We start from the raw sequence: 13802 nt of genomic DNA on the forward strand, positions 1-13802 counted from the left end.
CCTAATATGAAACAAGCCATTGCTGCTGCCATTGCACAAGCTGATCCAACCTCTGCTTGACATCCACCCTCTGCTCCTGATATAGTAGCATTTTCCTTTATTATGTTACCAATTAATCCTGCGATTGCAAGACCTTTTAGTACCTCTTCATTTGATAAGTTATACTCCTCTTTTAATGCGTACATTAATCCTGGAATTACACCTGCAGCTCCACAAGTAGGGGCAGTAACAACTCTACCTCCTCCTCCGTTTTCTTCAGATACAGCTAGTGTATAAGCGAATATTCTTCCAACAAATCCATTTCTAGACTTGTCGTTTCTTGCTTTTCTGTAGAACGATTGTGCTCTTCTTTGTAATCTAATTGTTCCTGGTAAAACACCATTTTTTGAAAGACCTGATTGTACAGAAGCTTCTAAAGCAGTTCTAATTTGATCTAAGAAATACCAAATTGACTCCCCTTCACTTTCTGTAACAAATTCCCATAACTCTTTTTTATTTTTTTCACACCATAGCATAATTTCTGCCATTGTTCCAAATGAATAAACCTTTGATCCACCCTGTCTTTGTTGTCCTTCTTCCATGATAGTTCCTCCACCAACTGAGAATACTAACCAAGACTTTAATTCGTTTCCTTCTTTATCTAAAGCTATAAACTTCATTCCGTTAGTGTGATACGGATGAACATACTCTGGCATCCATACAATTTCTGTAGATTTAGGCTTTAACGTTTCAATAACTATGTAATCTGTTAAATGCCCTTTTCCTGTTAATGCAAGTGATCCGTATAACTCTACTTTAAAACTTGCTGCATCCGGGTTTTCTGCCTTAAATCTTTTTGCTGCTCTCTCTGGCCCCATTGTGTGAGAGCTTGATGGTCCATTTCCAACCTTAAATAATTCTCTTAGTGAATCCATTTTTCCTCCTGAACTTTTAATTAAAAATTTTACTGTCTAATCTCTCCATTATAGTTTTTAGCTATTAACTTTAAAATCTTATCAACAGTTATATTGATATCGTTTTCCTCAAGGGTTCCATCTTTCTTTCTAAGAACGATGCTAATAGCTACTGATTTTTTATCAGCTTCTATTTTATCTCCTTGGTAAACGTCAAATATAGCAACACTTTCTATTAGATTTGATGACTTTTTAATGTCTTCTAACATCTTCCCTACAAGTACATCTCTATCTAAAACAACTGCAATATCTCTTGTAACTTCTGGATATTTAACAATTCTCTCATATTTAACTTTTTTAGCTCTATAGTTTAATAATGTCGTTAAATCCAACTCTGCAACATATGCTTTCTCTCTCTTGATATCCATATTCTCTGCAATTTCTGGATGAATTTCTCCAAAAGTTCCTATTTTTATTTTTCCTATCTTTATATCTGCACTTCTTCCTGGATGGAAGTTTTTATCTTCTGATCTTTCTAATTGATATCTATTTACACCCATATACTCTAAGAATTTTTCAACAAATCCTTTTAGAGTATAGAAATCCATAGCTTCTGGTTTTGGATCCCATAAAGATTTAGATGTTTTTCCAGCTAAAGCAATAGATGCTCTTAATGTTTCATTTGCTAATCCATCTTCTTTTGGTGTAAATACTCTTGATACTTCAAAGAATCTTAATCCATTTTGATTTCTATTTAAATTATCTCTTATGTTTGCTAATAAGCTATAAACTAAAGTTGGTCTCATAACTGCCATATCATCACTTATTGGATTTGTTATCTCTAAAGTTGGCTCTGTTATCCCTAACATTTTGATAGCATCTCTTGAAATAAAGCTATAATTTATCACTTCTTGTAATCCTAACTTAGCTAAAATCTCTTTTGTCTCGTCTACAACAACTGTCATAGAATCTTTTATACCAGGTCTTATATTTTCTTCTGGCATTTTATTTTCTATGTTATCAAAACCATACATTCTTATAATCTCTTCATATAAGTCTGCTGTTCTTGTTAAGTCCCCTCTATATGACGGAGGAGTAGCTAAAATTGTTGTTGAATTTAAAGTTTTTATATTTATACCTAAATTCGTTAGAATTTTTCCAACAATATCTATTTCTATATCTTTTCCCATGAATTTTCTTAACTTATCCATATTTAAAGGAATTTCTATTTTTTCATATTTTTCAATATATTTATCAATGCTTCCTTCTAAAATCTCTCCACCTGTTAACTGAGAAATCAAGTCAGCTGCTCTCTCTAAAACCTCAAGATTATTTTCAATATCTAATCCTCTTTCAAATCTATAAGATGAATCACTTGATAGTGTTAAATCTTTTGATGTTCTTCTTATATTTTCAGGTGTGAAGTATGCACATTCTAAGAATATTTCTGTCGTTTCTTCACTAACTTTACTTGATTCTCCACCCATTATTCCAGCTATTCCTAAAGGTTTTTCAATATCTGCAATAACAAGCTCGCCCTTATTAAGCTCTCTTTCAATACCATCTAAAGTTACTATTTTTTCTCCTTCAGAAGCTTTTCTAACAATAATTTTTCTGTCTGCAATTTTTGTTAAATCATAAGCATGTAAAGGTTGATTACACTCAAATAGTATATAGTTAGTAGCATCTACAACATTGTTGATTGGCTTTAATCCCATAGATAATAATCTATTTTTTAACCACTCTGGTGATTCTCCAACTTTTATGTTTTTTATAACTTTTCCTGTGAATCTCTTACATCTTTCTTTATCTTCGATTCTTACATCTATATGTCCTGTGTTAATACTTTCAATTATACTTTTTGATTCAAACTCAGGCCACTTTATTTTTCTTCCATAGTAAGCTGCAATCTCTCTAGCTATCCCTATGTATGATAAACAATCTGGTCTATTTGGTGTAATTTCTAATTCAAATATTACATCATTCAATTTTTTGTAAGCTCTATATTCTACACCTAAAGGTGCATCTTCAGGAAGTATAATTATTCCATCTCCATCATTTCCAAGACCTAACTCGACCTCAGAACATAACATCCCTTGAGATTCTATACCTCTTATTTTACTTTTTTTGATTTTAAAATCTCCCGGTAAAACCGCTCCAATAGTTGCTACTACAACTTTATCTCCTAATTTATGGTTAGGTGCTCCACAAACTATTTGAAGTTCCTCTTCAGCACCAACATTAACTTTTAATAAAGTTAACTTTTCAGCTTCAGGATGTCTTCCATACTCTGTTACCTGTCCTATAACAACCTTTGCTAAATCTTTACCTTGCTCATCTATAGCTTCAACCTCTTGACCTATCATTGTCAAAGTGTTTTCTAACTCTTTTATGTCCTCTTTTATATCGACATATTGCTTCAACCAATCCAACGAAATTAACATTATATGCCTCCACCTTTTATTTAAATTGCTTTAGGAATCTTACATCATTTTCAAAGAATGCTCTTAAATCATCAATACCATATCTCAGCATTGTAATTCTTTCTATTCCCATTCCAAATGCAAATCCTGATACTTCTTCTGGGTCATATCCTACAGCTGCTAAAACTGCTGGGTCTACCATACCGCATCCCATAATTTCTAGCCATCCACTGTGTTTACAAAGTCTACAACCTTCACCTTTACAGATTACACATTGTACATCCATTTCAGCACTAGGTTCTGTAAATGGGAAGAAGTGTGGTCTAAATCTAACTTTTGTTTCTCCAAATACTCTTGTAACAAATTGCTCTAGCATAGCTTTTAAGTTAGCAAAAGATACCTCTGGTCCAACCATTAATCCTTCCATTTGGTGGAACATTGGAGTATGAGATATATCATAATCATTTCTATAAACTTTTCCTGGACAAACCATTCTAAATGGAGGTTGATTTTTTTCCATATATCTTGCTTGTACTGGTGATGTATGCGTTCTTAAAACAACATTTTCACTCATATAGAATGTATCTTGTAAATCTCTTGATGGGTGCGTTTCAGGAATATTTAACGCATCGAAGTTATAAGATGTAAACTCTACTTCTGGTCCTTCTGCAACATCAAACCCCATCTCCACAAATATATTTTTTAAGAAATTCATAGTTTCAGTTATTGGATGTAATCCTCCTGTAGAAACCTCTCTTCCTGGAAGCGAAATATCTAAAGTTTCTAACTTTAACTGCTCTCTTTTTACTTCTTTACTAATTTCATTCATTTTTTCTTCGATTAAAGTAGTTATGAAAGTTTTTACTTCGTTAACCATTTGACCAAATGCTGGTCTTTCTTCTGGCGATAAATCTCTCATTGATTTAGAAATTTCTGTGAACTCACCTTTTTTTCCTAAATACTTAACCCTAATCTCATCAATTTCTTGTAGTGTTGCTGCTTTTTGGATGTTTAAACTAGCTTCATCCTTTAAAGCATTCAGCTTATTCTTCATCTGTTTCCTCCTAAAACAAGGCTTTATTATTTTATATCTTTATAATTAAAAGTCAACTCTTTATTTTCAATCAATAACACTCCATATCTATTATCCTTTAAAGCTCCTGGATTAAAATATGCTATCCCATTTTTTATATTTAAATAAGGAATATGAGTGTGACCAAAACAAACAGCATCTACTTTATATTTTTCAGCTATCGCTTCTAATGTAGTCAAATTTTGTTTCACATTGTAAAGATGACCATGTGTTATAAAAATCTTTACACCTTCCACATCTATAATTTCATTATCATTAAATTTTCTATCAAAAATATCACAATTACCTCTAACTATATAAAACTTTATCTCTGGAAATGCAAAAGAACACTCCTCTCCATCCCAACTATGATCTCCGCTCCATATTACTATAGTAGGATTTTCCTGTGTTATTATATCATAAATTTTACCCATGTTGCCATGAGAATCTGTTATTATTAATATTTTCATATATCTTATCCTATAAATATTGACACTTGTGATTTTTCCATAATACTTAACCCTTTTCGGCCTGTTATCTTCTCAAAAAAATAACTGACACTAAGATTTCCCATAACTAATAAATCTAATTCATTAATTTCCTCTAAATATTTCTCTTTGGCTACTTCACCATCAAAATTTTTCCATTCCACCTTTTTTCCTTTTTCTTCTAAATATTTTAATAAAGTATTCTCTTCAATTTTATAAAGAAGAGTTAACATCAAAAAACTATTTATTTCAGGAAAAATATTTATAAATGAAAATACACTTTTATTTATTTTCACACCGTCATCTGTTGAAATTCCAACTTTTTCTAGTGCTTTGATTCCTTTTTCTCCAACCATTATGATTGGTTTAAAATGATTCTTTAAAACTGTTATGGCAGATTCTGACAAAGTTTCTCCTTTTTCAAACATTAATAAATCAGCAGATTTCATATACTCTTTTATTATATCCCAAGGAAAACCAAATTCTAAATTTAAAGGTTCTTTAATCCCTTTTAAACTTAATCTCTCTTGAAGTTTTTTTACTTCTTGTTCTTCTAATGCGTCTCTTTCTTGAGTGAAGGAGTTATTACTTAAGTTTACTATCATTCCATCCATAGTTGCTGGAAGTATTTCGTCTCTTCTTACATCTTTGATATATAAAGGTACTATTTTGTATCCAAATCTCTCTTTAAAAAATATCGCACTATCAATTAAAATATTTTTCTTTGATCCTTCACTAAATACAACTAAAACTTTTTTCATAATAACTCCTCCTTTAGTTTAAATTACTCTTGAGTTGCCTCTTCTGTTTCTGATTCTTCCTCTTTGAAACTTGCAATTGATACAACTTTCTCAGATTGTGCTTCATTTACTCTCATAATTTTTACACCTTGAGTTGCTCTTCCGATTATTGATACTTGGTTAACAGGAGTTCTTATTACTACTCCTGATGATGTTATAACCATTAACTCCTCTTCTTCTTTAACAGGTTTTACTGCTACAACATCTCCAGTTTTATCACTACATCTTATATTTATAACACCTTTTCCACTTCTTGATTGTAGAGGATATTCATCAACTCTAGTTCTCTTTCCATATCCATTTTCTGTTATTGTTAATATAGTTTCATTCGCCGCATCATCTATTAACAGCGCCGATATTACTTTATCATCTTTTTTAAGAGATATTCCTTTTACTCCACTCGTATCTCTACCAGTTACTCTTACATCATCTTTCGAGAATCTTATTGAGTGTCCTGCTTTTGTAGCCAAGAATACTTGCTCTTTTGATTCCACTGGCATAATTCCAACGAAGATTATGTCATCTCCATCTCTTAATTTTATGGCTTTTAGTCCAGCAGTGTTAATATTTTTATATTCACTTAAGGTAGTTTTCTTAACCATTCCATCTCTTGTTACGAATACCAACTCTTTATCTTGACTAAATTCTCTTATTTTTATTATCTCTCTAACTTTTTCATCTTCTTTTAGTTTGATTAAGTTTCCAATTAATCTTCCTCTAGCTTGCTTTGAAGATTCTGGTATTTGATATACTTTTAAGTGGAACACTCTTCCTTTATCAGTAAATATCATCATAGTATCTAAGTTAGACATTACTTCCATTCTTTCAACAAAGTCATCTTCGATGGTATTTTGAGTAGAAACTCCTTTTCCACCTCTTTTTTGGGCTTTGTATTTATCTAATTCCATTCTCTTTACATAACCTCTATTTGTTACTGTAACTAAAACGCTATCATCCTTTATTAAATCTTCAGGTCTGATTTCCATTCTTTCTTTTTCGATAGTTGTTCTTCTAGCATCATCATATTTATCTTTTATTTCGATTAACTCTTCTTTGATAATCTCATAAACTTTTGCCTCATCTGCTAAAATACCACTTAATTCAATTATTAAAGATTTTAACTCTTCATGTTCTTTATCTATCTTTCCTCTTTCAAGACCAGTTAATCTTTGTAATCTCATATCTAATATAGCTTTCGATTGCTCTTCACTGAAACCATATTTATCAATTAAAGAAACTCTAGCTTCGTTTGCATCTAATGATCCTCTAATAATCTCAATAACTCTATCTATATTTTCAAGGGCTATAATAAATCCTTTTAATAAATGAGCTCTTTTTTCAGCTTTTGTTAAATTAAACTTAGTTCTTCTTGTTACTACTTCAAATCTATGTTTTAAATACTCATTTAAAACTTCTTTTAAGTTTAAAACTCTTGGAACGTTATTAACTAAAGCTAGCATAATTATTCCAAATGTTGTTTGAAGTTCTGTGTATTTGTATAATGAATTTAAAACTAATTCAGGTTCTTCTCCTTTTTTTAGTTCAATTACAACTCTAATACCATCTCTATCCGATTCATCTCTTAAATCTGATATTCCTACAACTTTTTTCTCTTTTACTAAGTTTGCTATTTTTTCAATTAAAGAAGATTTATTTAATTGATAAGGAATCTCTTTTATGATAATACTCTGTCTACCAGTTTTAGTTTCCTCTATCTCAACTTTTCCTCTAACTCTAACTCTTCCTCTTCCTGTTGTATATGCATCATATATTCCAGCTTCACCATCTATAATTCCACCCGTAGGGAAATCTGGTCCTTTTATATATTGCATTAATTCAACTGGAGTTATATCTCTATTTTCGATTAGTGCTAAAACTCCATCTACAACCTCTCCTAAGTTATGAGGTGGTATATTTGTAGCCATTCCTACCGCAATTCCTGTAGCTCCGTTTAGCAGAAGATTTGGTAATTTTGCAGGTAGTACAATTGGCTCATCTAATGAGTCATCGAAGTTTTTTCTAAAGTCAATTGTATCTTTGTCGATATCCTCTAAAATCTCATTACTGATTTTAGACATTCTAGCTTCCGTATATCTCATCGCTGCTGCTGAATCTCCATCGATAGAACCGAAGTTTCCGTGTCCATCAACAAGTTCATATCTATATGCAAAATCTTGAGCCATTCTAACCATAGTATTATATACTGCCGAATCTCCGTGTGGATGATACTTACCTAAAACTTCCCCTACGATTCTTGCTGATTTTTTGTATGGTTTATCGCTTGTCATTCCCATTTCATTCATAGCAAATAAAATTCTTCTATGTACTGGTTTTAATCCATCTCTTACATCTGGTAAGGCTCTACTAACTATTACACTCATAGAGTAATCTAGATAGGATTGTTTCAACTCTTCCTCTATATATCTATTATTCACATTAGACATTATCTTTTCCTCCTAGAACATTCTTTTTATTACTGTTTATATACATTTATATATCCAGATTTTTTACGAACTCTGCGTGTTCTTCAATAAACTCTTTTCTCGGTTCAACTCTATCTCCCATCAATTTGTCAAATAGTATATCTGCTTCTCTTGCATCATCTATCGTAACCTTTAATAGAGTTCTTGTATCTGGATCCATAGTTGTTTCCCAAAGTTGCTCAGGATTCATCTCTCCTAGACCTTTATATCTTTGAAGATTATATCTTTTATCGTCACCCTCAAGACCAGCTACCATCTCTTTAAGCTGTCTATCACTATATGCATATGATACTGTTCTACCTTGAGTTACTTTATATAATGGTGGTTGAGCTATATAAATATTTCCATTATGGATTAACTCTACCATATATCTATAGAAGAACGTTAAAATTAAGGTTCTTATATGAGCTCCATCGACATCGGCATCGGTCATTATTATTATTTTTCCATATCTTAATTTCTCGATATTAAAATTATCTCCAATTCCTGTTCCAAACGCTGTTGCCATAGCTCTGATTTCAGCATTTTCTAAAGCCTTATGTAATCCTGATTTCTCAACGTTTATAATTTTTCCTCTTAGAGGTAAAATTGCTTGGAATCCTCTATCTCTTCCTTGCTTTGCTGATCCACCTGCTGAATCTCCCTCAACTATATAAACTTCACATTCTTCAGAGTTTTTAGACGAACAATCTGCTAATTTTCCAGGTAAAGATCCTATATCAAGTGCTGATTTTCTAAGAACTAACTCTCTAGCTCTTTGTGCTGCCTCTCTAGCTCTCTTTGAATTTAAAATTTTATCAATTATAACTTTTAAATCATTTGGTGCATCTTCTAAATACATCTTTATTTGAGCACCTGCAACAGTTGAAACAATACCAGTTACTTCACTATTACCTAGCTTTGTTTTTGTTTGTCCTTCAAATTGAGGTTGAGGTACTTTTACAGATACTATCGCTGTTAAACCTTCTCTAATATCCGATCCTTGAAGTTTCCCATCCTTATCTTTGATTAGCCCTGTACTTTTTCCTAAATCATTTATCACTCTTGTTAAAGCTGTTCTAAATCCACTTACATGAGTTCCACCCTCATGAGTATTTATATTGTTAACAAATGAGTATATTGTTTCTCTTTGATTTGTATTATAAGTCATTGCAATCTCTACAGAAACATTATCAACTTCTCCACTCATATAGAATGGTGTTTTTATTATTGCTGTACTATCTTTCTCAATCTCTTTTATATAATCTAAAATTCCACCTTCGAACTCTAAATTTACTGTTTTTGGAGTTTCTTTTCTTAAATCAGATAAAACTATATTTAATCCTCTATTTAAATAAGCTAACTCTCTTAATCTTGTTTCTAAAGTTGAGAAACTATAAACTAAAGTTTCAAAAATTTCATAATCAGCTTTAAATCTTACAGTTGTTCCACTATCTTCTGCAACACCAATTTCTGCAACATCTTTTTCTGGTACTCCTCTATTATATTTTTGATAATATACTTTTCCAGCTTTTCTTACAGTTACTTCAGTCCATTCAGAAAGAGCGTTAACTACCGAAACTCCAACTCCATGAAGCCCTCCAGAAACCTTATAGTTATTATTTTCAAACTTTCCTCCAGCATGAAGAACCGTTAATACTATCTCTAATGCTGACTTTCCATACTTTGGATGGATATCTACTGGAATTCCTCTTCCATTATCCGTTACTTCTATTATATTATCTGGTAATATTGAAACTTCAATTTTTGTTGCGAATCCAGCTAACGCCTCATCCACCGAGTTATCCACAATCTCCCAAACTAGATGATGTAGTCCTCTTTCTGAAGTAGTTCCGATATACATACCAGGTCTTTTTCTTACAGCTTCCAATCCTTCCAAAACTGTAATATTTTCTGCTTGATAATTATTCGTTGTCATCTTTATCCTCCAATAGCTTATCTACGACATCCTTTAAGGAGCAAGGCTTACAAATTTCCTCATCTCCTAAAAACATCATTCCGCAAATATCACATTTTTTATATCCCTTCGATACTAATGCCAGCTCTCTTTCTTTTGATTTTCTTTTTAAAACATCTATTTTTTCTTCTAAAGTTAAATCTCTTAGTTCAGAAATAAACTCGACATTTCTATTTGCTTCAATCTCGTTGCTCATATAATCAGAATAATCTAAATTCTGAATTTTTGAAATCTTAAATCTTATATCTTTAACATAATCTTTTTTTAAAATATCCTGAACTTTTCTCAAATATTTATTTTTGTTCATAGACATATGGTGAAGGTACACACTATCTTCAACAAGTACATACAACACTCCATCTTTTATCCAAAGCGGCTCACTTTTATCAGAAAGTTTATCAACAATTTCTCGCCAATGACCTCTTATTATTCCCTCTTTTAACTTTCTACTTTTAATAATAGCTTCTTCTACAGCCTCACTCACATTCATAATGTCCATCTTGAATCTCTCCTTTATCAATCCTAAAGTTTTTAGATTCTATATTTAAATCTGTTGTTGAGCTAATGAAAACTTGTAATTCTCTTTTTTTTAGATAGTTTATAATACTATCTTTTCTTATAGAGTCAAAATAAGATGATATATCATCAATTAGAAAAATAGGTGTTTCTCTTTTTTCTTTTATAACCATATCTATTTCAGATAACTTCAAAGCAAAAATTATTGATTTTTTTTCTCCTTGGGAAGAATATGATTTTGCTTCTTTTGTATTTAAAATAAACTTAAAATCATCTCTTTGTGGTCCAACTAAAGAGTATCCATATTTAATTTCTTGTGATTTAAACGTTCCTATTTTCTCTCTTATTTTTTCCTCTATTTTCGAGAGATTTAATCCCTTAAATTCGCCAATAAAGCTTTCATATTTTAAACTTAACTCTTTTTTATTATCAAAAAGTTTTCGATAATTTAAATTTAATATTATTGATATATTTTTTACATATTCTATTCTTTTCAAAACAATCTTAGCTGCTAATTTTATAAATTCATCCTCGTATATTGAAAAAATTTCATCTTTAACTTTTTTTTCTTTCAAATATTTATTTCGTATTTTCAAGATTTTATTAAAATCTTTCAAATTTTGAAAATATTCATAATTACTTTGAGCTATTTCAGCATCAAAAAATGATCTTCTAAAACTTGGACTTCCTACAATTAATTCAATATCTTCTGGAATAAATGTTACTACATTTACTTTCCCATAAAATTCATCAAAAGATGTTTTTTTTCCATTGTATTTATATTCTTTATTTTTTCTATCAAGCTTCACGCTTAATGTTTTTTCAGAAATTAAATCTCTATAGGAAATATAACTTCCCATCTTATCTCTATTATATTTGATTAATTCAATGTTTTTTGAGGTTCTAAAACTTTTTCCTGTAGCACTAAAATAGATAGCTTCAAGAATACTTGTTTTTCCCTGACCGTTTTTTCCAAAGAAAAGATTAAATCTTGGAGAAAATTGTATGTTTCTATCTTCAAGATTTCTAAAATTTATATAATTCATCTCAAGAATTTCCAATATTAATGTCACCTCAAAATTATAATAAAATTAAGCTACAACAAATACCAATCCTAAAAATTCAACCTTATCTCCTGGATATAGTTTTTTTCCACGTCTTTCTTCCACTTCGCCATTTACTTTTACTTGACCATCTAAAATAAGCTCTTTTGCTTGTCCACCAGTTCCAATTTCACCAGTAAATTTAAGAAACTGATCTAATTTTATAAACTCAGTAGAAATTTTTATTTCTTGCATTTTAACCCTCCTAAAATATTTTTAGTCTATTATATATTTTACCATAAAACTAACTTTATTTCTATAATATTTATGGGCTTTCATAGGGAGATTCCCCCTTATAAAATACACTTTTCTTTTATTTTTCTTTTATTTTTTTATTTATTTCAATATACATACATTAAGTATGTTTTCAATTCTTATTTTTTAAAAAAAATATTGATTTTTTATTATTTTACATTCATAAAATCTTTTTATTTGAACACTTTTAAAAAGTGTACATTTTTATTTTTTGTGTTATTTTCTAAACTTTTAGTATTATTTAAGTTTTTTTTGTTATATTTATAAATTTATAATTATATGTTTTTATGTTTTTATTTTTGTATGTATACATTATTTTTTTTTACTAGGCAACTTGTCCTATGTATATTATATATTTTAGAATATAATTAAAAGGATAAAGTAATTTTTGATAGTAATATCAAAATAATAATATAGTTATAGAGGAGCTGGTAATGTGTCTATACTGAGAAGTATATTCGGGATTTTTGCAATTTTATTTTTAGGTTATCTTCTATCTTATGATAGAAAAAATATCAAATGGAGAACTATCGTAGCTGGATTTGCACTTCAATTTGTTTTTGCTTTTATTGTTATGAAAACTTCAGGTGGAGCTTACGTTCTTGAGTCTGTTTCAAATGGATTCAACAAAATAATTGCACAAGCCAACGAGGGAATACAATTCGTTTTTGGTGGCCTTTATGGTCCAGGAAGTAACATCGCTTTCGTTTTCGCTTTTAATGTTTTACCACTTATTATTTTCTTTGGTGCTTTAATTTCTGTTTTATATCACCTTGGAATTATGCAATTAGTTATTAAATATATTGGTGGAGGAATTTCTAAGCTATTAGGAACTAAAGACGCTGAATCTGTATCTGCTGCTGCTAATATTTTCTTAGGTCAAACAGAAGCTCCATTAGTAATTAAACCTTACATCGCAAATTTAAGTAGATCTCAACTTTTCGCTGTATTGACTTGTGGTGTTGCATCTGTATCAGGTTCAACTCTTGCTGCTTATGCGGCCCTTGGAGTTCCTATGAAGTATCTTATTGCAGGATCTTTCATGGCTGCACCAAGTGGATTAGTTTTTGCTAAATTAATTATGCCTGAAACTCAAGCTGATTCGGAAGAAGAAAAAATTGAGTTTACAAAAAGTGATTCTGTCAACGTAATCGAAGCTGCTGCTAAAGGAACAATTGATGGTATGAATATCGCTCTTATAATCGGAGCTATTTTAATATCTTTCATCGCTTTAGTTTCACTAGTTAATATGATTTTAGGTGGCATTGGTGATATTTTTGGAATCAAAATAACTCTACAGATTATTTTAGGTTACATATTCGCACCTATAACTTACGCTATGGGAATTCCATGGAATGAAGCTGTTTACACAGGAAGTTTATTAGGACAAAAAATGGTACTTAATGAATTCGTTGCTTATGTAGATTTCACTCAAAATTTATCAGGTCTTTCTGAAAAGACAATTGCTATTATGAGTTTTGCTCTTCTTGGATTCGCTAACGTAGCGTCTTTAGGACTACAAATAGGTGCTTTAGGTGCTATTGCTCCTAATAGAAGAAGTGAAATTGCTCAAGTTGGTATGAGAGCTGTTTTAGGTGGTTTCTTAGCTTCACTTTTAAACGGAGTTATTGCTGGAGTATTTTTCTAAAATTTATTTTTCTAAAAAAGACAGTTTTTCTGTCTTTTTTTTATTATATATTTTTTATATTCTATAAATTTTACTATTGTTTTTTACCTCTTTATATAATATACTTGTGTTTTGCAACTTTGTTTAGCAGCACTGTAGCACCTTTAAAGAGCACCACCATTTTT

11 protein-coding genes are annotated in these 13802 nt (G+C 30.5%); 1 reads left to right on the forward strand and 10 read right to left on the reverse strand.

Features of this window, described 5'->3' with window-relative positions:
- The 10 genes from L988_RS09640 to yaaA form a co-directional block, all read right to left on the reverse strand.
- Window positions 1-914: L-serine ammonia-lyase, iron-sulfur-dependent, subunit alpha (locus L988_RS09640; protein WP_047383786.1), on the reverse strand; the 914-nt coding region annotated here is incomplete at its 3' end.
- 29 nt (window positions 915-943) lie between these two features.
- Window positions 944-3337 (reverse strand): phenylalanine--tRNA ligase subunit beta, encoded by a 2394-nt coding sequence (pheT, locus tag L988_RS09645; protein WP_047383788.1) that lies wholly within the window; start codon window positions 3335-3337, stop codon window positions 944-946.
- A gap of 16 nt (window positions 3338-3353) precedes the next feature.
- A complete protein-coding gene (gene pheS, locus L988_RS09650; RefSeq protein WP_047383790.1) occupies window positions 3354-4370 on the reverse strand; it encodes a phenylalanine--tRNA ligase subunit alpha in 1017 nt (338 codons plus the stop codon).
- 26 nt (window positions 4371-4396) lie between these two features.
- On the reverse strand, window positions 4397-4858 hold the full coding sequence (locus L988_RS09655; RefSeq protein WP_047383792.1) for a YfcE family phosphodiesterase: 462 nt from the start codon (window positions 4856-4858) through the stop codon (window positions 4397-4399).
- A 5-nt stretch (window positions 4859-4863) separates the two neighbouring features.
- Entirely contained in the window at window positions 4864-5637 is a 774-nt protein-coding gene (locus L988_RS09660; protein ID WP_047383794.1) for a hypothetical protein, read from the reverse strand.
- A gap of 23 nt (window positions 5638-5660) precedes the next feature.
- Window positions 5661-8120, reverse strand: a complete 2460-nt coding sequence (gene gyrA / locus L988_RS09665; protein ID WP_047383796.1) for a DNA gyrase subunit A — start codon at window positions 8118-8120, stop codon at window positions 5661-5663.
- 46 nt (window positions 8121-8166) lie between these two features.
- The gene (gyrB, locus tag L988_RS09670; RefSeq protein WP_047383797.1) at window positions 8167-10077 is read right to left on the reverse strand and encodes a DNA topoisomerase (ATP-hydrolyzing) subunit B; all 1911 of its coding nucleotides are present in this window, start codon (window positions 10075-10077) and stop codon (window positions 8167-8169) included.
- The gene (locus tag L988_RS09675) at window positions 10064-10615 is read right to left on the reverse strand and encodes a DUF721 domain-containing protein (protein WP_052191793.1); all 552 of its coding nucleotides are present in this window, start codon (window positions 10613-10615) and stop codon (window positions 10064-10066) included. Before L988_RS09675 ends, gyrB begins: the two co-directional genes overlap by 14 nt.
- Complete coding sequence (locus L988_RS09680) at window positions 10593-11693, reverse strand: DNA replication/repair protein RecF (RefSeq protein ID WP_047383798.1); 1101 nt, start codon at window positions 11691-11693, stop codon at window positions 10593-10595. The genes L988_RS09675 and L988_RS09680 overlap by 23 nt, the downstream gene beginning before the upstream one ends.
- Window positions 11694-11723: 30 nt before the next feature.
- On the reverse strand, window positions 11724-11930 hold the full coding sequence (gene yaaA, locus L988_RS09685; protein WP_023050778.1) for a S4 domain-containing protein YaaA: 207 nt from the start codon (window positions 11928-11930) through the stop codon (window positions 11724-11726).
- A 496-nt stretch (window positions 11931-12426) separates the two neighbouring features.
- Between yaaA and L988_RS09690 the strand changes: the two genes are divergently transcribed.
- A complete protein-coding gene (locus L988_RS09690; RefSeq protein WP_047383800.1) occupies window positions 12427-13638 on the forward strand; it encodes a NupC/NupG family nucleoside CNT transporter in 1212 nt (403 codons plus the stop codon).
- Window positions 13639-13802 lie beyond the last annotated feature (164 nt).

The sequence above is a fragment of the Cetobacterium sp. ZWU0022 genome, from assembly GCF_000800875.1.
Lineage (GTDB): Bacteria > Fusobacteriota > Fusobacteriia > Fusobacteriales > Fusobacteriaceae > Cetobacterium_A.